We start from the raw sequence: 22047 nt of genomic DNA, 5'->3' as shown, positions 1-22047 counted from the left end.
CGGCAGCGCGGCGAGCCAGGCGCGCCGCAATGTCAGTAGCGGTCGGGGACGTAGAGGTCCGACGGCAGCGTGCGCCGCTCGTAATTCGGGTCGAAGACGCGCTCGGGCAGCACGACCGGCTGGTGCGGCACGTCCTCGTAGGGGATCTGGGAGAGGAGGTGCTGGATGCAATTCAGCCGCGCGCGCTTCTTGTCGTTGCCCTCGACGATGTACCACGGCGCCTCGGGAATGCTGGTGCGTTCGAACATGGCCTCCTTCGCCTTGGTGTACTGCTCCCAGCGAACGCGGGATTGCAGGTCCATCGGCGACAGCTTCCACTGCTTGATCGGGTCATGGATGCGCATGAGGAAGCGAAGCTGCTGCTCCTGGTCGGTGATGGAGAACCAGTACTTCACCAGGATGATGCCGGAGCGGACGAGCATGCGCTCGAACTCCGGTACGTCGCGGAAGAAATCCTCGACCTGCGCCTCGCTGGCGAAGCCCATGACGCGCTCGACGCCGGCGCGGTTGTACCAGCTGCGGTCGAACAGCACGACCTCGCCGGCGGCGGGAAGATGCGCGACGTAGCGCTGGAAGTACCATTGCGTCCGCTCGCGGTCGGAAGGCGCGGGCAGGGCGACGACGCGGCAGATGCGCGGGTTGGTGCGCTGGGTGATGCGCTTGATGGCGCCGCCCTTGCCGGCGCTGTCGCGGCCCTCGAACAGCACCACCACCTTGAGGCCGCGATGGGCGACCCAGTCCTGCAGCTTCACCAGCTCGCCCTGCAGCCGCAGCAGCTCGCGGAAGTAGAGGCGGCGGTCAATGGTGCGGGTCTGGCGGGAGTGCAGCAGGTGGCGGACCTCCTCGGGCAGGCGCCGGTCGTCGATCTCCTGCTCCAGCTCCTCGTCGAAATCGTCCTCCAGCTCCGCCTGCAGCCAGGGCCGCATGGCCTCCTCGTCGTCCGGCATCAGCCTCTCTCCATTCGTTCGCAGGAGAATAACCCAGGAAGGTTGCAGGCCTATGACGCTCAGCCGCCGGCGCGGCGCACCACCGGGCCGCACAGGCCGAGGCCGGTATTGACCAGGGCGATATGGCTGAGCGCCTGGGGGAAATTGCCGATCAGGCGGCGGCTCGGCAGGTGGTACTCCTCGGCGAGCAGGCCGACATCGTTGCGAAGGGCAAGCACGTGGAGGAACAGCATGCGTGCCTCCTCGTGGCGGCCCTGCATGGCCATGCAATCGGCCAACCAGCATGAGCAGGCGATGAAGGCGCCCTCTTGGTCGTCGGCCCGGTCGGCATAGCGGTGGACGATGCCGCCATCGAGCAGGTGGCGCTCGATGGCAGCGATGGTGCCGGCGATGCGGGGATCCTCGACGGGGAGGAAGCCCATGAGCGGCAGCATCAGCAGGCTCGCATCCAGCGCCCGCGCGCCGTAGTACTGAACGAAATGGCCGAGTTCCGGGTCGTAGCCGCGGCGGCAGACCTCGGCATGGATCTCGTCGCGGAGGGCGGCGAGGCGGGTGAGGGCTTCCGGCTCCAGCCCGTCATCGGCATGGACCTTGAGGAAGCGGTCCACCGCGACCCAGCACATCGCCTTGGAATAGACGTGGTGCTGCGGCTCGCCGCGGCTTTCCCAGAGGCCCTGGTCGGGCTGGCGCCAGATGCGCTCGACGAATTCGATGAGGGTGCGGCCGATGCGGCGGCCATGCTCGCTGCCGTCGATGCCGGAGCGGCGGGCGAGGTGGACGGTGTCGAGAATCTCGCCGAAGACGTCGAGCTGGATCTGACTGGCCGCGGCATTGCCGATGCGGACGGGGCGGGAGCCCTCATAGCCAGGCAGCCAGGGCGCCTGCCATTCCTCGAGACGGCGGGACCCGTCGACCCGGTACATGATGCGCATCTTCTCCGGCGTGCCGCCGATGGCGCGCAGCAGCCATTGCAGCCATTCGCGCGCCTCGTCGCGGAAGCCGGCATTGAGCAGGGCGCAGCAGGTGAAGGTGGAATCGCGCACCCAGCAATAGCGGTAGTCCCAGTTCATCCCGCCGCCGGGCTTCTCCGGCAGGCCGAGGGTCGGAGCGGCGATGAGGCCGCCGGTGCGGGGGTGGCTCAGCGCCTTCAGCGTGAGGAGGGACCGGCGCACCGCCTCCGGCCATTCGGTCGGCTTGTCGAACTGGCCGATCCAGCCCTGCCAGTAGGCGAGGGTGCGGTCGAGGGCCGCCTCGGCATCGAGCGGGCCCGGCTCCGGGTCATAGGAGCGGGCATAGCGCAGGACGAAGGGGATGGTCTCGCCAGCCGCCAGGGTGAAGCTGCCATGGGTGGTGCCCTCCGCCGTCTCGAGCGGGGCCGGGCTGCGGAGGATGATCTGGTCGGGGCCGGCCACGGCGTGCATGCCGTCCGGCCGCGGCGTCAGCCAGCAGGGGACGCTGCCATAGTCGAAGCGAAGGCGCAGGTCGCACTCCATCTCGACCTCGCCGCGGAGGCCGGTGAGAATGCGGACCAGCGCGGTGCCGCCCTCGGGCTCGGCCGGCATGAAGTCGGTGAGGCGAACGGTGCCGGTCGCTGTCTCGAACTCCGTCTCCAGCACCAGCGTGTCGCCCTGGTAGCGGCGGGTGATGCGCGGCGCCGAATCGCGCGGGGCGAGGCGCCAGCGGCCATGCTCCGGGCCGCCGAGCAGGGCGGCGAAGCAGGCATCGTCGTCGAAGCGCGGCCAGCAGAGCCAGTCGATCGACCCGTCCCGCGCCACCAGCGCCGCGGTCTCGCCGTCGCCGATGAGCGCATAATCCTCGATGGGCTTTGACATGGGCCGTGCAACCCGGAGCGGCGCCCCGGGTTGCCTGAGCGATATGGTTTGCGCCGCGCACGAAAGGAGGATGGATGGCCGGGCGGCGACGGCATCCAGCTTGGCATGGTGCATCCGCCGGCAGCGAATATCCCGCAGTTAGATCGGGCTTGAACGAGATAGGGCGGTGGGCCCGAGCGTGCCGAGGGTCCGGCTTGGCTGACAGCTCTGTCAGCCGGTGCGGCGACGCTTGCAATTAAGAATAGCTCTCATTAATGGCGCTGCAAACCATTTCGGGGGTTGTTCCTTGTCCGCTCGCAGCCACCTGCCCCTGCTCTGCCTTGGGCTGACCCACCTCGCCCTCGCTGGCCCCGCCTGGGCGCAGGGCGCCGATGACGCGGCGGTCCGGCTGCCGGAACTCGCCATCTCCGGCCGGCCGGCGCTCGGCGCCACCGAGCCCCCCCGCGGCTTCGTCGCCAGCGAGGAGACTGCAGGCACCAAGGGCGCCTCCCGGCTGACCGAGGTGCCGCAATCCGTCTCCGTCGTGCCGCGGGCCACCATCGACGCGCTCCAGGCCCAGAGTCTCGGCGAGGCGGTGCGCTACCAGGCCGGGCTGCGGGCCGAGAGCTACGGGCCCGACCCGCGCGCCGACTTCCTGCTGCTGCGCGGCTTCGATGCGGTGGACAACGGCTATTACCTCGACGGGCTTCGCTACAGCGTCGGCTTCGCGGCGGGGTCCATCGAGCCCTATGGCCTCGACCGCTTCGAGATCGTCCGCGGCCCGGCCTCGGTGCTCTACGGGCAGATCCAACCGGGCGGGCTCATCAACCAGGTTTCGCGCCGGCCGACCCAGACGCCGCAGGGCGAGATGCGCCTCACTGCCGGCGATTTCGGCCGGGCGCAGGCGGCAGGCACCAGCAGCGGGCCGCTCGACCGGGACGGCGTCTGGTCCTACAGCCTGACCGGGCTCGGGCGGCTGGCGGATAGCCAGATCGACAAGGTGGGCAACGACCGGGCCTTCATCGCCCCGGCCCTCACCTGGCGGCCGGATGAGGATACGCGGCTCACGCTGCACGCCTATTACCAGCGCGACCGTACCCAGGGCGCGCAGTTCCTGCCCTATCTCGGCACGGTGCGGGAGACGGCATTCGGCCGCATCCCGACCCGGCGCTTCGTCGGCGAGTCGGGCTTCGACAAGTACGACATCACCCAATGGGGCATCGGCAGCGAATTCGAGCGGCGGCTGAGCGACGCGGTGACGCTGCGGCAGAACATGCGCTGGGCGCATTCGGGGATCAATTGGCGGCAGACCGTCGGCATCGGGCTGCTGGCGGACGAGCGGACACTCGGGCGCATCGGCTTCCTCTCGACGCCGGATATCGACCGCTTCCAGGTGGACAACCAGGCGGAGTTCCGCTTCACGACCGGGCCGCTGGGGCACCGTCTGCTGGCCGGCTTCGACTATTCGACGGTGCGGATCTCCAACCCGCAGGCCTTCGGCGGGGCGCCGAGCCTCGACGTCTTCCGCCCCGCCTACGGCTCGCCGGTGCCGCTCGCCGCGGCGGGGACGAATACGCGGCAGAACACCTCGCAATACGGGCTCTACGCCCAGGATCAGGTTCGCCTCGGCGAGCGCTGGGTGTTGACGGCGGGCGTGCGGCAGGACTGGGTGGAGAGCAGCACGCTCGACCGCATCGGCGGCGGCACGCAGCGGCAGAGCGACACGGCGACGACGGCGCGGGTCGGCCTCGTCTACCTCGCGCCGGGCGGCTTCGCGCCCTATGCGAGCTGGTCCACCTCCTTCCTGCCGACGCCGGGGACGAGCGCGGCGGGCCGCGCCTTCACGCCGCGCCAGGGCGAGCAGTTCGAGATCGGCATCAAGTACCAGCCGCCGGGGCGGGACAGCTTCGTCCAGGCCTCGCTCTTCCAGATCACCCAGACGAACAGCCTGACGACGGACCCGAACAGCCCGCTCTTCCAGGTGCAGAGCGGCGAGATCCGGGTGCGGGGCATGGAGCTCGAGGGCGTGGCGCGGCTGCCGCGCGGGCTGAGCCTCATCGGCTCCTTCACCGCGCTCGATGCGGAGATCACCAAGGGCGCGCCGGAGGAGCGCGGCAACCGCCCGGCCGGCGTGCCGGCGACGGGGGCCGGGCTCTATGCCGATCAGAGCTTCGGCGAGGAGGCCGGGCGGCTGGCGGGGCTCGGCCTCGGTGCCGGGCTGCGCTTCCTCGGCAACAGCACGACGGGCAATGCGGCGCACAACGTCGTTCCCTCGGTGACGCTGGTGGATGCGGCACTGCGCTACGATCTCTCGCGCTTCGGCAGCGGCCTCGCCGGTGCGCAGCTCGCCGTCACCGCAAACAACCTGTTCGACACCGCCTATGTCGCGCGCTGCACCAGCGACACGGCCTGCTTCTACGGCAACCGCCGCACGGTGCTCGCCAGCCTGGTGAAGCGCTGGTGAGCCTGCGCGCCTGGTCCCGCCTGCATACCTGGACGAGCCTCGTCTGCACGGTCTTCCTGCTGCTGCTCTGCCTGACCGGGCTGCCGCTGATCTTCCACCACGAGATCGGTCACTTGACCGGCGCGGAGGTGGAAGCGCCCGTCATGCCGCCGGGGACGCCGATGGCCGACCTTGACCGCGTCGTCGCCGCGGCGCGGGCACAGCGACCGGGCGAGGTGGTGCAGTACCTGATCTGGGAGGAGGACGATCCGGCCATCCTCTACCTGAGCATGGCGCCAACCCCGATCTCGCCGCCGCAGGAGCTGCGTACGGTGGTGATCGATGCGCGCACCGCCCTGGTGTTGGACGAGCCGCGCGACGAGGGCTTCATGTACTGGATGCTCCGGCTGCACACGGACCTCTTCGCCGGCATCCCCGGCAAGCTCTTCCTCGGCGCGATGGGGCTGCTCTTCGTCCTTGCTACCGTTTCGGGCGCGGTGCTCTACGGCCCCTTCGCGCGGCATGGCGAATTCGGCACCGTGCGCAGCGGGCGGAGCGGGCGGCTGCGCTGGCTCGACCTGCACAACATCCTCGGCATCGTCACGCTGAGCTGGGTGCTGGTGGTCGGCGCGACCGGCGTCGTCAACACCCTGGCGGAGCAGGTGCTCGCGGTCTGGCGGGCGGACCAGTTGGCCGAGATGGTGGAACCCTGGCGCGGGCAGCCGCCGGTCGCGGAGCCGGGCTCGGTGCAGGCGGCGGTGGCGGCGGCGCGGGACGCGGCGCCGGACCGGAAACCGTTCTTTGTCGCCTGGCCGCAGACCATGTTCTCGAGCGGGCACCATTATGCCGTCTTCCTGCGCGGCGACACGCCGCTTACCCACCGGCTGCTGACCCCGGCACTGGTCGATGCCGAGACCGGGCGGCTCACCGACCTGCGCGCCCCGCCCTGGTACGTGACGGCGCTGCTGGTCTCGCAGCCGCTGCATTTCGGCGACTATGGCGGGATGGCGCTGAAGATCGCGTGGGCGGTGCTCGACCTCGTCACCATCGTCGTCCTCGGCAGCGGGCTGTGGCTGTGGTGGCGCCGGCGGCGGGGGGCGGCGGCATGAGGGCGCGGCCGCAGGTGTGGCGCATCCCGGCGGTGCTGGCGGTGCTCTCCGCCGTCGCGCTGCTGGGCGGGCTGATGAGGGACGGCGTCTGGGACGCCGTCGCCAGCCTGGCCCTGGTGCTGCCGCTGCTCGTCGCCTGGTGGGCGGGGCGGCGGGTCAGAAATCCAGGCGCTCGCGCGCCGCGCTGAGGGTGGCGCGGGCGCCCGAGGCGTAGAGGGATTGCAGCCAGCGACGCAGCGGCCCAGTGAAGGCGGGCTGCGCCGCGAGGTCGCCGAAGACGGCTTCGACCGCGAGCAGCGGCCCCGGATCCGCGCCGCCCGCCGCCGCGCGCTCCCGCAGCAACGGGGCAAGGGCGTGGCGAAGGGCGACCGGCCGGCCCGCCTCGTCCTCGCCGCGGGCGCAGCGCATCCAGGCGGCGACGGCGAGGGCGAGAAGGTCCACCGGCTGGCCGGCGCGCAGCCGGTCGCGCAGCGGCTCCAGCACGATGTTGGGCGAGCCGTCGGCGACGATGCGCCCGGGCGTGTCCCGGATGGCGGGGTTGGCGAAGCGGGCGGTGACCGAGTCCTTGTAGGCGTCGAGATCGATGCCGGGGACGGGCGGCACGGTGGGGCCGGTCTCGCGGTCCATGACGGCGCGCATCAGCGCGGCGAGGTCGGCATCGGCCATGCAGTCGGAGACATGGGCGTGGCCCAGCAGCACGCCGAGGCCGGCGATGGTGTGGTGGCTGGCGTTCAGCAGGCGCAGCTTCATGAACTCGTAGGGGCCGACATCGGGCACGAGCTGCGCGCCCACCTCCTCCCAGGGCGGCCGGCCGGCGGCGAAGCGGTCCTCGATCACCCATTGGTGGAAGGTCTCGCAAGGCACCGGCCAGCGGTCGCGGAAGCCGTGGCGGGCTTCGAGCGACTGCCGGTCCTCATCCGTGGTGCCGGGAGTGATGCGGTCCACCATGGTGGAAGGGAAGGCGGCCTTGTCCTCGATCCAGCGGGCGAGCGAGGGATCGCGCAGCGCGGCGAAGACGAGCACCGCGTCGCGCAGCACCTGGCCGTTGTGCTGGAGGTTGTCGCAGGACATCACGGTGAAGGCGGCGGCGCCGGCCCGGCGGCGGCGGCGCAGCGCCTCCGTGATGACGCCGATGGCGGAGCGTGGCGCCTCGGGGGCGGCGAGGTCCGCCTGGATCAGTGGGTTGGCGGGGTCGAGGCGGCGGGTGGCGCGGTCGATGCAGTAGCCGTTCTCCGTCACCGTCAGGCTGACGATGCGGATGGCGGGCGCCTCCATTGCCCGCAGCAGGGCTGCGGAGGATTCGCCGGCGAAGGTCACCTCTGCGAGCGAGCCGATGACGGTGGCGCACTCCTCGCCCTCGCCGCGCTCGAGCAGGGTGTAAAGCCCGTCCTGCGGCGCGAGGGCGTCCACGATCCGCCGGTCGGGCGGCATCAGCCCGGCGCCGAGGATGCCCCAGGCGAGCGCGTCGGCGCGGCGCTCCATCAGGTCGTGCGCGTAGCGGGCCATATGGGCGCGATGGAAATTGCCGGGGCCGAGATGGACGATGCCGGCCGTGACGGCGGCCGGATCATAGGAGGGGATGTGCAGCCCGGGTGGGAGGCTGCGCAGGGTCGCCCGGTTCAGCTCCATCGCGCCATCCTTTGCTGTCATGCGGCGATGATCTCCACGCCCGCCGCGCGCAGCGCCTTCTGCGTTGCGGCGGGGACATCCTCCGTCACCAGCAGCGCGCCGCGGCCGGGGCGGGTGACGCGGCAAGGGGCGGCGCGGCGGAATTTCGCGCCATCCGCGACGATGAGCAAGCGGCCGGCACCGGCCAGCATGGCGCGGGCCACGGCCACCTCGTCCTCATGATAGTCGAGCAGCCAACCATCCTCGCCGATCGCGCCGACACCGGTGACGAGCGTGTCGCAGCGCCAGCGGCCGGCCAGCTCGGCCGCGGTCGCGCCGGTCAGGCCGCCGTTTCGCGCCTGCCAGGCGCCGCCGAGCAGATGCACCTTCATCCCCGGCGTGGCGCCGAGGATGCGCGCGGCCGCGCTGCTGTTGGTGACGACGAGGAGGTCGCGGTGGGTGGCGGCCAGCGCCTCCGCCGTCGCCTCCACGGTGGTGCCGAGGGTGAGGAAGAGCGAGGAGCCGTCGGGGATGAGCGCCGCGGCGGCACGGGCGATGCGATGCTTGGCGGCGCTGTTCTCGACATGGCGCACCGCGTAGTCGGTATTGGCGATGGAGGAGGGCAGGCTCGCCCCGCCATGGTGGCGCCGGAGCAGGCCCTTCCCGGCCAGTTCCGAAAGGTCGCGTCGGATGGTCTGGGGCGTGACCGCGAGGCCGCTCGCCAGCTCCTCGATGCCGGCATAGCCGCCGCGCCTGCGGAGCGCGTCGAGAATCCCAGCATGGCGGCTGTCGGCGCCCATCGCTCCTCCGTCTTGTGTGCGGGTGCGAAAACGAAAATCCGCTTGCGGAAGCGAACATAGATCGGCTTCACTCGCCGGCACAAGAAAGACGGTTGGGAGGAAGGCCATGAAGCGGCGCGAGCTCATCGGTGGCGCCCTGTCGCTCGCGGCGGCGCCCGCCTTCGCCCAATCGGGCGGCTTCGACTGGCGCCGGCAGGACGGCCAGACCATCACCCTGATGTTCAACAACCATCCCTGGTCGCAGGCGATGCGGGACATGGCCGGCGAGTTCACCGCGCGCACCGGCATCCGCACCCGCATCGAGATCTTCAACGAGGAGCAATTCCGCGCCCGGCTGACGACCTTCATGCAGGGGCGCTCGGCTGAGCTCGACGTGTTCATGACGCTGGCCAGCCGCGAGGGGCCGGTCTTCCGCAAGGCGGGTTGGTATGCCGACCTCGCGCCGCTGCTGGCGGACCCTGCGCTCACGGCGCCCGACTACGAGGCGACGGACTTCGCCCCCTCTATCCAGGGGGCGAATGTCTTCGACCGGCAGGTGGTCGCGGTGCCGATCAACCAGGAGGGGCCGCTCTTCTACTGGCGCCGGGACGTGTTTGAGCGGCTCGGCATCCCGGAGCCGCGCACGCTCGAGGACATCCCGGCGGCGGCCGCCGTCATCAAGGCGCGCGAGCCGGGCATCATCCCCTGGGCGGCGCGTGGGCTGCGCACGGCGATCCCCTATGCCTTCGTCGGCTTCGTCAACAATCTCGGCGGCTCGGTGGCGACGCCGGACGGCAAGCCGGGCATGTCGCAGCCGGGCAGCGTCAAGGCGATCGAGATGTATGCGAACCTTCTGAAGGAATACGGCCCGCCCGGCGCGCTGAACCACACCTTCACCCAGGTGATCGAGCTGCTCGGCGCCGGCCGCGTCGCCATGGTGCATGAGAGCAGCAACGAGTTCGCCAACATCATGCGCTTCCCGAACCGGGCGAACGACCTCGGCGTGAAGATCCTGCCACCGGGGAAAGAGAGCGGCATCTCGAAGCCGGCGGCAATCGGCTGGGGCATCGCCATCTCCGCGCATTCGCGCAAGCAGGCGGCAGCCTGGACCTTCCTGCAATGGGCGACCTCGAAGGAGACGCAGGCGAAGCTGGTCTCGGCCGGCGTCGCGCCGCCGCGTGCCTCCGTCTTCAAGGGGCCGGCCTTCGATGCCTGGACGGCGGAACTGCCCATCCGTCGCGCCTGGGCCGAGGCGCTGGTGCAGCTCGGCCGCGAGGGCAGCGGCGTCTTCCAGCCGCCGACCGACCGCATCCCCGAGGCGCGCGAGAAGATCGGCGATGCAGTGCAGCAGGTGGTCCTCGGCCGCGCGACACCGGCCGAGGCGGCCCGTATGGCAGATGAAGAGCTTGCGAAACTCCAGTAGAAGCGGCACCTCCTATCGCTGGATGGTGGCGCCGGCGCTGCTTTTCGCCGGGGTGATGATCGTCTTTCCCTTCGGCTATGCGGTGTGGCTGTCGCTCTGCGAGGTGGCGCTGGGCCAGCCGCCGCGGCTGAACGGCGGCGCCAATTACGCGCGCCTCGCGGCCGACCCGGATTTCTGGAACGGGCTGCGGCTGACGCTCTGGCTCTATGCCATCTCGCTGGTCGCGCAGCTCGTCATCGGCACCTGGCTCGGCCTGCTGCTGGCGCGGACGCGGCGGGCGCGGGGGCTGATCCGAACCATCCTCGTCTCGCCCTTCATGCTGCCGCCGGTGGTGATCGGAATGATGGCGATCGTGATCCTCGACCCCTCCTTCGGCATCGCCAACTGGATCCTGGCGCAGCTCGGCCTGCCGCCGCGGCTCTGGCTGTCGGACCCGGACACGGTGATCCTGACCGTCGCCGCGATCGACACCTGGCAATGGACGCCCTTCGTCGCGCTGATCGTCATGGGTGGCTACCTCTCGCTGCCCGGCGAGGTCTTCGAGGCGGCGGAGGTGGACGGGGCGCGGGGCTGGCAGCGCTTCCGCCGGCTGACGCTGCCTCTGCTCGGGCCGACGCTGGTGACGGCGGCGGTGCTCCGCAGCGTCGACCTGCTGCGCTTCTTCGACGTGATCTACATCACGACGCAGGGCGGGCCGGGGACGGCGAGCACCACGCTCAACATCCTCGCCTATCGCCGGGGCTTCGAGTTCTTCGACATCGGCTATGCCAGCGCGATCATGGTGACGCTCTCGGCCCTGGTCTTCGGCTCGGTGCTGGTCTTCGCGCGGCTGCGGCGGGCGGTGACGTGGTAGGGCGGCGCCTCGGCCGGGCGGCGGATATCGCTGCACTCGGCGCGGTGCTGCTGGTGCTGGTGGCGCCGGTGGCCTGGGTTCTGCTCAGCGCCTTCAAGACGCGGACGGAGGTGGCGGCGCTGCCGCCGCGCCTCTTCTTCACGCCGACGCTCGAGAATTTCGCCGAGCTGTTCGGGCGCAGCGACTTCCTCGACTACAGCTGGAACAGCTTCGTCGTGGCGGGCGGCTCGACGGTGCTCGGCCTCCTGCTCGGCGTGCCGGCGGCCTTCGCCATGGCTTGGCACCGGATGACCTGGCCGGCGACGGCGACCCTCTTCGCCCGCATGGCGCCGGGCACGCTCTTCCTGCTGCCCTGGCTGGTGATGTTCACCGCGGTGGGGCTGACGGGGACGCGGACGGTGCTCATCCTCACCCATGCCGTCATCACCCTGCCGATCGCCATCTGGGTGCTGCTGCCCTATCTCGAGGCGGTGCCGCGGGAGCTCGTGGAGAGCGCGCAGATCGACGGCGCGCGGGCGCATCAGGTGCTGCTGCGGGTGGTGCTGCCGGTGGTGGTGCCGGGTGTCGTGGTGGCGGCGATCCTCGCCTTCGTCTTCTCGTGGAACTACTTTCTCTTCGCCCTGGTCCTCTCCGGCATGGAGAGCAAGACGGCGATCGTGGCGAGCTTCAATTTCGTGGGCGAGGGCGTGACCAACTGGGGCGCGCTGATGGCGGCCGCCGTGGTGATCGCGGCCCCGCCCCTGATCCTGACTTTGTTGATCCAGCGCCGCCTGGTGGGCGGCCTCGCGGCGGGAGCGGTGAAGGGATGAGGGCGGCGCAGTTCCACGGCGAGGGCCGGATCACGGTGGAGCGGGCCGCGGAGCCTGCCCCGGCCGGGGGTGAGGTGACGGTGCGGGTCGCGGCCTGCGCGCTCTGCGGCAGCGACCTCAGGCCCCTGCGCAAGGGTTGGCCCCTCACCCCGGGGCATGAGATCGCCGGGCGGGTGGATCAGCCGGGGCATGCGCGGCACGGGCAGCGGGTGGCGGTCTACATCCCCGTCTTCTGCGGCCATTGCGAGGCCTGCGCGGGCGGGCGGACGCATCTCTGCCGGAACAGCCGGGAGCTGGTCGGCTGGCAGCGGCCGGGCGGCTATGCCGAGGCGGTGGCGGTGCCCGAGCGCTGCCTGCTGCCGCTGCCGGACGACGTGCCGGACCACCTGGCGCCGCTGCTGCTCGATACCATCGGCACCACGGCGCATGGCCTCAGGCTGGCGCGGCGGGTGGTGGAGGGCGGGCCGGCGCTGGTGCTCGGGGCCGGGCCGATCGGGCTCGGCGCCATCCTGGTGCTGCGGCGGATGGGGTTCGGGCCGATCTCGGTCGTCGATCCGGCGGCTTACCGGGCGGGCTTCGCGGTGAGCCTGGGGGCGGGGGCGATCACGGCCGAGGCGGCGGCGGCGGGGCGCTTCGCCCTGGTCGTCGAGGCGACGGGCAAGGATGCGGCGCGGCAGGTGGCGCTGGAGGCGGTTGGCGTTGAGGGCGTCATCCTCCAGCTCGGCGAGTCCGATGCCTGGTCGATCACCGAGACGCGCTCCATCCGGCTGAAGGACTTCTTCCTCCTTCGCTCCTTCTATTTCCCGATCGGGGATTTCGCGGCGAATCTGGAGCTGCTGCGGGCCGACCGGGCGGAGTATGAGCGGCTGGTGGATGACCGGGCCGGGCTCGACGGGCTGGAGGGGCTTTTCGCCGCCTTCGCCCGTGGCGAGCGGCTGAAGCCGGTGCTGGTGCCCACGGCATGACGCCGGGCCTGACCGGACGCGTGGTCTGCGTCGGGATCGCCGTGCTGGACCAGGTGTGGGAGCTGCCGGCGCTGCCGCCGGGGCCGGGCAAATTCATCGCCCATGGCTTCCGCGAGACCGGGGGCGGCATGGCGGCGACGGCCGCCGTCGCCATCGCGGCGCTCGGCGGCATGGCGCTGTGGCATGGCCGGCTCGGTGCCGACGGGCCCGGGGCAACGCTGCTCGGTCTGCTGGCGCGCTGCGGCGTGGAGGTTGTGGATGTGGTGCCGGCGCCCGGCGGGCGCTCGGCCGTCTCCGGCGTGCTGGTGGATGCGGAGGGCGAGCGGGTGCTCGCCGTCTTCCCCGGCGACGGCCTGCCTGGGGCCTCGGCGCTGGCTAAGGGGCGGCTGGACGGGGCAGGGGCAGTGCTGGCCGATCCGCGCTGGCCGGCCGGGGCGGAGCGGCTGTTCCGCCTGGCCGGCCCGCGGGGGCTGCCGCGGGTGCTCGATGCCGATGTGGCGGCGGCGGGCACCATCGCCGACCTCGCGCCGCTCACCGATCATTTGGTCTTCTCCCAGCGTGGACTGGTGGAGTTCACCGGCATCGAGGAGCCCGCGGCGGGCCTTGCCGCGGCGGCGGGACGGCTCGGCGGGATGCCGGCGCTCGGACCGGCGGGCGGGCTCGGCGTCACGCTCGGGGCGCGGGGCAGCCTGTGGTGGCGGGAGGGCGGCGCGGTGCCGCTTGCCGCGCCGCGCATCGCCGCCCGCGACACCACGGGCTGCGGGGATGTTTTCCATGGCGCCTATGCGCTCGCCCTGGCCGAGGGGCGCGATGCGCCGGGGGCGGCGCGCTTCGCCACGGCGGTGGCGGCGCTGAAGGCGGAGCGGGGCCGGGGCTGGCTCGGGATGCCGGACCGCGCGGCGGTCGAGGTGCGGCTCGCCGAAGGATGGGCTTGACCCCGTTGCGGGTCGTCGGTTGCAGCAGGAGAGCATAATGAACAACAGCACCCAGAAAGCGGATATCAGCGCTCTCGCCCGGCCTTCCGGCGCCTTCGCCATGCTGGCGGTAGACCAGCGCGAGGGCCTGCGCGCCATGATGGCGGAGTTCCAGGACGGGCCGGTGACGGACCGGCAGATGTCCGACTTCAAGATGGCCGCCTTGCGGGCGCTGACGCCGCATGCCTCGGCGGCGCTGCTCGACCGCGAGCTCGCCTGGGACCGGGCGGTCGCGGAGCGGGCGGTGGCGCCCGGCTGCGCGCTCATCGCCGCGGGCGACACGCTGATCTCCGGGCCGGGCGAGCTGGTGGCCGAGGCGCGCATCGACGAGGCGGTGGTGCCCGCCAAGGTGCGGGCGGAGGGCGCCGTCGCCATGAAGCTGCTGGTCATCTGGCGGCCGGACGAGCCGCCGGAGCCGCGCGTCGCGCTGGTGGACGATTTCGTCGCCCGGTGCCGGGCCGCGGGGCTGGCCAGCATCGTCGAGCCGGTCTGCCGCAGGCGCCGGGACGGGCAGCCCTGGAACACCGCCGAGGGCATCCTGCCCGCGGCGCGCGAGCTCGGCGGGCGCGGCGCCGATATCTACAAGGCGGAGATGCCGCTCTTCGGCAAGGGTGGCGAGGCGGAGGTGCGGCGGGCCTGCGCCGAGCTGACGCGGACGGTGCAGGGTCCCTGGGTGGTGCTCTCCTCCGGCGTTGAGCCGGATGCCTTTCCGCAGGCGGTGGACTGGGCCTGCCGCGAAGGGGCCGTGGGCTTCCTCGCCGGGCGGGCGGTGTGGCGCATGGTCATCGGCCGGCCGGATCTCGACGCCGCCCTGCAGCAGGAGGCGGTGCCGCGGCTGCAACGCCTGGCCGAGGTGGTGGACCGCGCCGTCGGGGGCTGAACCCCCCTGGCGGCGCCGCAGGGCGAGGGTTATGGAGACGCATGCTGCGTGCCATCCGCCTCATCGTCCTCGGCCTGATCCTGCTGCTTGGCGGTGCCTGGGCCTATGCCTGGGTCAGCCGGGCGCCGGGGCAGGGCGTGGGCGAGGCCTTCATCGCGTTGCTCGGCGGCGCTTCCGGCGGCGGCGAGGCGGGGCCGGTCTCTTCCGGCGGGGTGCAGCTGCCGGCGGGCCTTGCCCTCGGTGGTCCTTTCAGCCTGACCGACCAGTCCGGCAAGCCGGTCACCGAGCGCGACTATGCCGGCGGCTGGATGCTGATCTACTTCGGCTACAGCTTCTGCCCGGATATCTGCCCGACGGAGCTCGGCACCATGGCGGCCGCGCTCGACCAGCTCGGCCCGGCCGGGGCGAAAGTCGTGCCGGTCTTCATCACCGTCGACCCGCAGCGCGACACGCCGGAGCACCTGACCGACTATGTGGGCCGCTTCCATCCGCGGATGCAGGGGCTGACCGGCACGCCGGAACAGGTGGCGGAGGCGGCGCGGCGCTTCCGCGTCTACTACAGCAAGGTCCAGCGGCCGGAGATGACCGACTACCTGATGGACCATTCGAGCTTCATCTACCTGGTTGGTCCTGATACCAAGGTCCGCAGCCTGTTCCGCCCGGAGCAAAGCCCGGAGACCATCGCCGCCGCCATCGCCGCGCAGATCGGCCGCCCCACCGGATGAGCCAAAGCACGATTCCCGAGCCCGGGAAAATTTGTTAACCTGTTCTTTGCAGCCGGTCCGCCGGCCGCGAGCGGAGACGACGCATGGCGGATGACGATTCGGATCAGGACGGCACGAGGGAGGCAGGCCGGGGCGCCGCACCGCGGCACAGCCGACGGCTGTCCGACAAGATCCTGATCGCTTTCCACCACGCCTGCGACCAGGGTGACTACGAGGTGGCGGAGCAGCTTCTCCGCATTCTTGAGATGATGCTGACCCGCCGCCCCGTCTCGCCCGACACCAACCGGCGCCGCAACATGGAAAGCCTGGTCGCGGCGCATGAGCGGCTGTGGCACCTCCGCCACCCGGACACCAACATCAGCTGAAATCGAGGGCGGCTGCGTCGCGCAGCACCGCCTCCGCCGCCGGGGTGAAGCCCTCGCCCGGCCCGTGCAGCACGAGGCCCGGGGCGATGCGCGCCGGCCCGCGCCCCTCTCGCCTGGCCTGAAGCAGCACCCGCCTGGCGGCGACGCCGGCGCGGGGCCAGAAGGGCAGCAGCAGCGTCCCGGCGCAGCCCGCCCCGGCCAGCGCCGCCATGCCGGCATCGAGCCGCGCCGCCGGCAGGATGAGGCTGAGCGTTCCCCGCCGCGCGAGCGGCGCCGCCAGGAAGCATGCCCAGTCGCCTAGCCCCGCCGCCCCTGGCCCTGCCGCGTGGGTCATCGACTCGCGGCCCGGCTCCGGCGGCGGGGTGCCGCCCGGCCAGAAGGGCGGGTTGGCGAAGGCATGGTCGCAGGGCGGCAGCCGCCGGGCCAGCGCCCGGTCGCGCACATCGCCCTCGATCACCTCGGCGGCGAGGCCGGCGGCGGCGGCATTCTCCCGCGCCAGCGCCGCCAGCCCGGCATCCCGCTCCAGGGCGATGATGCGGAGCCCCGGCACCCGCGCGGCGAGGCAGAGGAAGGCGGCCCCGCTGCCGCAGCCGGCCTCCAGCACCACCTGGCCGGGCCGGGCCGGGATGCCGGCGGCGAGCAGCACCGCATCCAGCCCAGCCCGCAGCCCCCGCCGCGGCTGGTGCAGACGGACGCGCCCGCCGAGCAGCAGGTCCTCCGTGCAGTCCTCGCTCACCCTGCCTCCTCGCCCGCCTCCTGCAGGACGCGGCGGGCGTGCTCCCAATCCTCCTCGGCGACAGCGATCCGCCGGGGGAAGGCGCCGATGCCGCCCTCGACCGCGCTGATATGCTGGTCGAGCAGCACGCAGCCGATGCCGGCATCCCGCAGCAGGGCCATGAGGAAACTGAGGCGAACCGGGTCCACGCCCTGTGCGATCAGCCGCATATTGCCGTCAAATCCTTGTTTTCCCTGCGCTTGCCGCCATCTGCCGGCATGGCTATGGTGCCGGCCGCCGCGGCGGCCCCGCCACGGCCTTTGTATTGGCGGGCGAAACGGGCCGTCCAGGCGATTCCGCCGAGAGGCCCTGCCCACCCGGAGCCAGGATTCAAGCGAAGTGGCAGCGGTTGCGCGTGCTGTGCCGGACGATTCCTCTGTGACCATGCCGGCGAGCGATGAAGGCGCCGAGGACGCGCTGACCGCGCTCACAACGCTGGTCCAGGCCGATCTCGAAGCCTGCAACCGGCTGATCGTGCAACGCATGCACAGCCCGGTCGCGCTCATCCCGCAGCTCGCAGCACATATCGTCGCCGCCGGCGGCAAGCGGCTGCGGCCGCTGCTGACGCTTGCCGCCGCCCAGCTCTGCGGCTACCGCGGCGAGAGGCATGTGGCGCTGGCTGCCTGCGTCGAGTTCATCCACACCGCGACGCTGTTGCATGACGACGTGGTGGACGAAAGCTCGCTCCGCCGCGGACAGGCCAGCGCCAATGCGCTGTTCGGCAACAAGCCGAGCGTGCTCGTCGGCGACTTCCTCTTCGCCCGCGCCTTTCAGCTGATGGTCACGGACGGCAGCCTCAAGGTGCTCGCCATTCTCTCCGAGGCCGCCGCCACCATCGCCGAGGGCGAGGTGCTGCAACTTGTCACCCAGAACGACACGACGACGACCGAGGCGCAGTACCTCGAAGTGGTCGAGGGCAAGACCGCAGCCCTCTTCGCCGCCGCGACGCGCATCGGCGCCGTCGTCGCCGAGCGGTCGGAGGCGGAGGAGGCGGCGCTCGAGGCCTATGGCCGCAACCTCGGCATCGCCTTCCAGCTCGTCGACGATGCGCTCGACTATGCCGCCGAGCAGGAGCGGCTCGGCAAGACGGTGGGCGACGATTTCCGCGAGGGCAAGATCACCCTGCCGGTGCTGCTGGCCTTCGAGCGCGGCGACGCGGCGGAGCGCGAGTTCTGGCGCCGCACGCTGGAGGAGAAGGAGCAGGGGCCGGAGGATCTTGCCCGTGCTCAATCCCTCATTCAGCGGCACGGGGCGCTGCGGGACACCGTTGCCCGCGCCCAGGCCTATGGCGATGCGGCGCTTGAGGCGCTGGAGAGCTTCGCCGATAGCCCGGTGCGCCGCGCGTTGGCCGGCATCGTCGCCTTCTGCATCGCTCGCGCACGGTGAACAGCGGGCTTCCGGTCTAGCAGGCCGTTGGGTTTGCTGGTGGTGGGTAAGTTGGGTTGAGGATCAGGCGACGAGCCGCCGGCGGTGCAACCTGCGGCAGTTGCAGCCGAAGACCGGCTCGGCGGTCTACTTTCGGCGGATGTAGCGGTCTCTGGCGCCTTGGGTTTGCGGCTTGGCCAGCATGGTGAGGTGCCAGGGCTCGGTGATGCCGCTTGGCATCTTGGGTTGGGGGTGGCGGCCGGACGTCGTAAGCGTGGTGTGCCTGGGACTGGCCGATGGTGACGGGCGCCTCGATCCCCAAAGCCTGGAAGGCGAAGGCGAAGGCGGAGTTGGTGTCGGCGAGGACGGTCTGTGGCAGGCCGATGCCTAGCTCAATGCCGGTCATGGTTGCGGCGAGGCTTGTGCATCGGCGGGTTGGCGAGGGCCAGCTGCAAGTCCTCGGCGCAGGCGACAGCCTGCGCATTGTAAGCCCGTGGCATTCGTAGGCATCGGAGTGGCGCGTCAGGGCGCAGTCGGGATTGGGAGGTGGGCTTGCCGCCCGGGTGGCTGGTCGCTCTCCAGCGGCCCAAGCGGGCTGCCGCGCTGGCCTTTACTTGGCGTCATAGGTGGCTGCTTGCCGATATTGCAGGCGCGGGTGTTCGCCCAAGTGGCCGCTGGGGCTGTACGCTTGGATCTAGGTAGCTCAGATCTCCTTGGGCTTGGCACTGAGCGGTGCCGACACTGGCTCCAACCCTTGCTCGACAAGGCACGCCCAGGCGGTCTCAGCGTCCTCGGCAAAGCGGAACAGCCCAAGATCGGCAGGCCCGATCATCCCTGCCTCAAGCAGTGCGTCGAGGTTGATGACCGAGCGCCAATAGCCCTCGTCTACCAGCACGATGGGAACTTCCGGCGCCTTGTTGGTCTGGCGAAGAGTTAGCAGCTCAAACATTTCATCCAGGGTTCCGAAGCCGCCCGGGAACACGACCAACGCGTTGGCCCTCATCGCCAGGTGCATCTTACGCATGGCGAAATAATGGAAAAGGAATGTCAGCTCCGGGGTCGAATAGGCATTTGGCTCCTGCTCGTGCGGCAGCACGATGTTGAAACCAATCGACGGTGCCCCTGTGTCCTGTGCTCCCCGGTTGGCCGCCTCCATGATCCCCGGCCCGCCACCGGTGGCAATGACATTGTCCCGGACGCCCTCTCCGTCCCGGAAGGCTCCTCCGCGCTCCGAAGCAATGCGGCCAAAGGCCCGCGCTTGGTCGTACCAAAAGGAATGCCGGCCAGGGCCGCCCTGGCTCACGCGCGCGCTGCCAAATACCACGATGGTGGAACGCACCTGCCAGGCACGGAGCACCTCGTCCGCCTTGGCGAATTCCAACAGGAAACGAACTCCTCGCATCGACGGTCCCAACAGGAAATCAGAATCACGCACCGCCAACCGATAGGAGTGGGAGGCAAGTTGGGCAACGTTTGGCCTGGATGTGGAGGAGGTGTCGGTCATGTGTGCTCCTTGCCGGGGCAGTCACTCGAATTGGCCGATGCCGGCACAAAGAGCGGCCCAAGCCTATGACGATAGATGAGGTGCTGCGGATCTGGTCCGGCGAGGGTGAGAGTTGTCTTCATCGGGCCGCCGAGCGCGGCAGAAGAGCCGAGCACCCGGCTTTCGAACTATTCCATCAATCGTGCTCGTCCCGAGGGCAGCCCAGCCACCTCAGTCCGGGCTGCGAAAACGCCGCCTGCAATCCCCGTTCCGGCGCCGTCCGGCCCGCCGGCAGTGGTGATGAACAGCGTCCGCATGTCGACACCACCGAAGGCACAACTTGTGACGTTCTCCGTCGGCAGTTCGATCCTTCCCCGCAGCTGCCCATCAGCGGAGAAGCGGGAGATGCAGCCGCCACCCCAATGCGCAACCCAAAGACATCCCTCGGCGTCTACCGCCAGGCCGTCGGGACAGCCATCGTCGTCGCCGAAGCGGACAAACATGCGCTTCTCGGAAATTTCGCGGCGCAAATCGTAGGAGTAGACAATTCGGATCGGGCTGTCGGCGCAGTACATGACGTGGCCGTCCGGAGAGAAAGCTGGGCCATTGGGAACCGTGTAAGTCCCGGCGAAACCTGTCACCTGCCCGGGGCCATCCAGGATATGGAGGGCGCCCTCCGCCGGGTGCTGGTCAACCTGCATGGTGCCGAACCAGAAGCGGCCGGACGGGTCCACTTTTCCATCGTTGAGGTGGTGGTCCGCCAACAGCCCCTTCGGCGCAACGACGAATTCAAGCTGCCCCGCCTCCGGCTCGAAGGAAAAGACCCCAGTCCTCAGGCCGATGATGATCCTGGCGGGATTCTCGGTGAGTGCCAGGCACCCTGGCTCTTGCGGCAGCTGCCACGATCTTCGGTCACCGCCAGCCTCATCCATCCCATGCAGGCTGCAGCCCTTTATATCCACCCACCAGAGCCGGCCGCCCCGGTCGTCCCAGACTGCGCCTTCCCCGAGGCGGGCACCGGCCGCCCAGACGAGACGCGCCTGCCCCAGAACCGGGCCCCTACCGGTCATCTCGGCTCCTCTCGACGGCGCAGCGCAGGCAGCACCCGCTCTCCGAAGGCATCGATGAATGCCCGCTGGTTGCGGCCCACCTGGTGAAGCTGGATTTCGTCGAAGCCAAGTTCGGCGAGCTCCGCGATCCGGGCCGCATGCCAATCCAGATCAGAGGAGATCCAGACGGACTCCCGCATGTCCTCCGGCCCGACGAAGCGTGTGGCGGTGTCGAAATCCTGGGGCTTGCGCAGCTCCCAGTTCACGTCGCCGCCCAGCACATTGGTGCGCCACTGCTCGTGCGCCCCGGTCAGCGCCTCCTCCTCGGTTCGCGCCCAGTTCAGCGTGACCTGGACAACCAGCCGTTTCCCCGTGCCGCCGCCCCGGCGGAAAGCCTGGATCATTTTCCGCAACTGGTCTGGAGATGCCGACACCGTCAGCAATCCGTCTGCCCAGGCGCCCACGGCCTCTGCCGTTGCCTCGGTCACCGCCGCGCCGAGCAAGGCCGGCGGCTGGGTGGGGCGGCTGTAGAGCTTCGCATCGACCACCGTGACGCGACCATGATGCGTCACCTCCTCACCGGCCAACAGGGACCGGATTACCTCGGCGCATTCGCGCAGGCGGGCGTTGCGCTCGGACTTCTCCTGCCAAGCCAGACCGGTGATGTCCTCGTTCAACCGCTGGCCGCTACCCAGGGCGAACCAGAAGCGGCCGGGGAACATCTCGGCCAATGTCGCTGCACCCTGGGCGAGGATGGCAGGGTGATAGCGATAGCCCGGCGCGGAGATGACGCCGAAAGGCAACCGGGTTGTTGCCATCGCGGCACCCAGCCACGACCAGGCAAAGCCCGAATGGCCCTGCGCCATGCCCCAGGGCTTGAAATGGTCGGAGGACATCGCGCAGTCGAAACCCGCCTGCTCGGCGGCGCGCGCCAAGGCCAGGAGCTCGGACGGAGGGAACTGCTCATGCGAGGCATGAAAGCCAATGCGGGGCGGGAGCGCCATGATCCGGATGCCTCTGCTGAGGTCGCCTGGAACTTGCGAATCTTCGTCCGGTTGCGTGACCGGCGCAGTTGTTCCGCTGAGCGGTGGGGATTAGGTGAGTGTGCCGGCCATTGCATTGGCAAATCGGCCGCAGTCTTGAGTTGCGAGCCACAACCTTCATGCATATCCGGAACGGGGCAAGGATTTCAGCTGGGGCCTGAGTCAGTGAGCCACGAACCTTGCCGCCGATCTTTTCCACTCAGCCACGGCCTTGTCCCAATGCAGCACCTCGACGAGGTCACAGCGACGAGCGCTGGCGCCAGCATTAGCTCGGGCACGCCGTCGACCAGAGCGGGCCGGTACCGGACGTGCTCGTGCGGCGATGCCGCGACAGGCAGGCCACCAAGCGGCTGCTGCTGAAGCGGCAAGGCCGGCCGCCCTGCATTGCAACTCCGCCGTGACCACGGCTCCGTCAGCGAGTGCCGAACCGCAGGTCGCGTGCAATGGCGGCGTGGACATCCACGAGCGACATGGCCACCGTAGCGTAGCGACCCGCACGAGCCGCCTTCGCCAGGCATCCACCAACCTCCCGGCGACGGCAAGCCGACGGCGCCCAAGGGACCCCCGGGCTGCAACTGGTGTGCTCTGGCAGAGTCTGACGTCTCGGGGGGATGCCCGTGATAGGTGACGGGCCACGCTCG

At 70.5% G+C, this 22047-nt stretch carries 21 protein-coding genes; 12 read left to right on the top strand and 9 right to left on the bottom strand.

What is annotated here, in order from left to right:
• Positions 1-32: 32 nt before the first annotated feature.
• Together ppk2 and JMJ56_RS20555 are read right to left on the bottom strand one after the other, a co-directional pair.
• Positions 33-947, bottom strand: a complete 915-nt coding sequence (ppk2, locus tag JMJ56_RS20560) for a polyphosphate kinase 2 (RefSeq protein WP_202833643.1) — start codon at positions 945-947, stop codon at positions 33-35.
• Between the two features lie 59 nt (positions 948-1006).
• Positions 1007-2779, bottom strand: coding sequence for a glycoside hydrolase family 15 protein (locus JMJ56_RS20555; RefSeq protein ID WP_202833642.1), 1773 nt, complete (start codon positions 2777-2779; stop codon positions 1007-1009).
• Between the two features lie 286 nt (positions 2780-3065).
• Between JMJ56_RS20555 and JMJ56_RS20550 the strand changes: the two genes are divergently transcribed.
• From JMJ56_RS20550 to JMJ56_RS20540, 3 genes are read left to right on the top strand one after another with little or no spacing between them, the layout of a single operon-like run.
• Complete coding sequence (locus JMJ56_RS20550) at positions 3066-5222, top strand: TonB-dependent siderophore receptor (RefSeq protein ID WP_202833641.1); 2157 nt, start codon at positions 3066-3068, stop codon at positions 5220-5222.
• Positions 5219-6310 carry a PepSY-associated TM helix domain-containing protein gene (locus tag JMJ56_RS20545; RefSeq protein WP_202833640.1) on the top strand — a complete coding sequence of 364 codons (1092 nt, stop codon included), beginning with the start codon at positions 5219-5221 and terminating at the stop codon, positions 6308-6310. Before JMJ56_RS20550 ends, JMJ56_RS20545 begins: the two co-directional genes overlap by 4 nt.
• Positions 6307-6498 (top strand): hypothetical protein, encoded by a 192-nt coding sequence (locus JMJ56_RS20540; protein ID WP_202833639.1) that lies wholly within the window; start codon positions 6307-6309, stop codon positions 6496-6498. The genes JMJ56_RS20545 and JMJ56_RS20540 overlap by 4 nt, the downstream gene beginning before the upstream one ends.
• On the opposite strand, the gene JMJ56_RS20535 is transcribed toward JMJ56_RS20540, so the two are convergent.
• Together JMJ56_RS20535 and JMJ56_RS20530 are read right to left on the bottom strand one after the other, a co-directional pair.
• Positions 6467-7960, bottom strand: coding sequence for a mannitol dehydrogenase family protein (locus tag JMJ56_RS20535; RefSeq protein ID WP_236038110.1), 1494 nt, complete (start codon positions 7958-7960; stop codon positions 6467-6469). The two genes, JMJ56_RS20540 and JMJ56_RS20535, sit on opposite strands and share 32 nt — an antisense overlap.
• The gene (locus JMJ56_RS20530; protein ID WP_202833638.1) at positions 7957-8718 is read right to left on the bottom strand and encodes a DeoR/GlpR family DNA-binding transcription regulator; all 762 of its coding nucleotides are present in this window, start codon (positions 8716-8718) and stop codon (positions 7957-7959) included. Before JMJ56_RS20530 ends, JMJ56_RS20535 begins: the two co-directional genes overlap by 4 nt.
• A gap of 106 nt (positions 8719-8824) precedes the next feature.
• Between JMJ56_RS20530 and JMJ56_RS20525 the strand changes: the two genes are divergently transcribed.
• The 8 genes from JMJ56_RS20525 (at position 8825) to JMJ56_RS20490 (ending at position 15691) form a co-directional block, all read left to right on the top strand.
• Positions 8825-10120 (top strand): ABC transporter substrate-binding protein, encoded by a 1296-nt coding sequence (locus JMJ56_RS20525; RefSeq protein ID WP_202833637.1) that lies wholly within the window; start codon positions 8825-8827, stop codon positions 10118-10120.
• The gene (locus tag JMJ56_RS20520) at positions 10095-10973 is read left to right on the top strand and encodes a carbohydrate ABC transporter permease (RefSeq protein WP_236038108.1); all 879 of its coding nucleotides are present in this window, start codon (positions 10095-10097) and stop codon (positions 10971-10973) included. Before JMJ56_RS20525 ends, JMJ56_RS20520 begins: the two co-directional genes overlap by 26 nt.
• The gene (locus JMJ56_RS34005; RefSeq protein WP_202833636.1) at positions 10967-11782 is read left to right on the top strand and encodes a carbohydrate ABC transporter permease; all 816 of its coding nucleotides are present in this window, start codon (positions 10967-10969) and stop codon (positions 11780-11782) included. The genes JMJ56_RS20520 and JMJ56_RS34005 overlap by 7 nt, the downstream gene beginning before the upstream one ends.
• Entirely contained in the window at positions 11779-12747 is a 969-nt protein-coding gene (locus JMJ56_RS20510; protein WP_202833635.1) for an alcohol dehydrogenase catalytic domain-containing protein, read from the top strand. Before JMJ56_RS34005 ends, JMJ56_RS20510 begins: the two co-directional genes overlap by 4 nt.
• The gene (locus tag JMJ56_RS20505; RefSeq protein WP_202833634.1) at positions 12744-13682 is read left to right on the top strand and encodes a PfkB family carbohydrate kinase; all 939 of its coding nucleotides are present in this window, start codon (positions 12744-12746) and stop codon (positions 13680-13682) included. The genes JMJ56_RS20510 and JMJ56_RS20505 overlap by 4 nt, the downstream gene beginning before the upstream one ends.
• Before the next feature lie 37 nt (positions 13683-13719).
• The gene (locus JMJ56_RS20500; protein WP_202833633.1) at positions 13720-14601 is read left to right on the top strand and encodes an aldolase; all 882 of its coding nucleotides are present in this window, start codon (positions 13720-13722) and stop codon (positions 14599-14601) included.
• 41 nt (positions 14602-14642) lie between these two features.
• Positions 14643-15326 (top strand): SCO family protein, encoded by a 684-nt coding sequence (locus JMJ56_RS20495; RefSeq protein ID WP_202833632.1) that lies wholly within the window; start codon positions 14643-14645, stop codon positions 15324-15326.
• Between the two features lie 83 nt (positions 15327-15409).
• Positions 15410-15691: a hypothetical protein gene (locus JMJ56_RS20490; RefSeq protein WP_043337613.1), complete on the top strand. Its 282-nt coding sequence runs from the start codon at positions 15410-15412 to the stop codon at positions 15689-15691.
• Here the strand turns inward: JMJ56_RS20490 and JMJ56_RS20485 are convergent.
• Positions 15684-16427, bottom strand: a complete 744-nt coding sequence (locus JMJ56_RS20485; protein ID WP_202833631.1) for a tRNA1(Val) (adenine(37)-N6)-methyltransferase — start codon at positions 16425-16427, stop codon at positions 15684-15686. The genes JMJ56_RS20490 and JMJ56_RS20485 overlap by 8 nt on opposite strands.
• Complete coding sequence (locus tag JMJ56_RS20480) at positions 16424-16636, bottom strand: putative signal transducing protein (protein ID WP_202833630.1); 213 nt, start codon at positions 16634-16636, stop codon at positions 16424-16426. The genes JMJ56_RS20485 and JMJ56_RS20480 overlap by 4 nt, the downstream gene beginning before the upstream one ends.
• A gap of 214 nt (positions 16637-16850) precedes the next feature.
• Here JMJ56_RS20480 and JMJ56_RS20475 point away from each other — a divergent pair, with 214 nt between their 5' ends.
• Positions 16851-17852 (top strand): polyprenyl synthetase family protein, encoded by a 1002-nt coding sequence (locus tag JMJ56_RS20475; RefSeq protein WP_202833629.1) that lies wholly within the window; start codon positions 16851-16853, stop codon positions 17850-17852.
• A gap of 682 nt (positions 17853-18534) precedes the next feature.
• On the opposite strand, the gene JMJ56_RS20470 is transcribed toward JMJ56_RS20475, so the two are convergent.
• From JMJ56_RS20470 to JMJ56_RS20460, 3 genes are all read right to left on the bottom strand, one after another.
• Entirely contained in the window at positions 18535-19335 is an 801-nt protein-coding gene (locus JMJ56_RS20470) for an LOG family protein (protein WP_202833628.1), read from the bottom strand.
• A gap of 167 nt (positions 19336-19502) precedes the next feature.
• Positions 19503-20384 carry an SMP-30/gluconolactonase/LRE family protein gene (locus tag JMJ56_RS20465; RefSeq protein WP_202833627.1) on the bottom strand — a complete coding sequence of 294 codons (882 nt, stop codon included), beginning with the start codon at positions 20382-20384 and terminating at the stop codon, positions 19503-19505.
• A complete protein-coding gene (locus JMJ56_RS20460) occupies positions 20381-21367 on the bottom strand; it encodes a TIGR03885 family FMN-dependent LLM class oxidoreductase (protein ID WP_202833626.1) in 987 nt (328 codons plus the stop codon). Before JMJ56_RS20460 ends, JMJ56_RS20465 begins: the two co-directional genes overlap by 4 nt.
• Positions 21368-22047: the final 680 nt, after the last annotated feature.

It is taken from the genome of Belnapia arida (assembly GCF_016773205.1).
Classification (GTDB): Bacteria; Pseudomonadota; Alphaproteobacteria; order Acetobacterales; family Acetobacteraceae; genus Belnapia; species Belnapia arida.
This window is presented reverse-complemented; position numbering and strand designations above follow the sequence as displayed.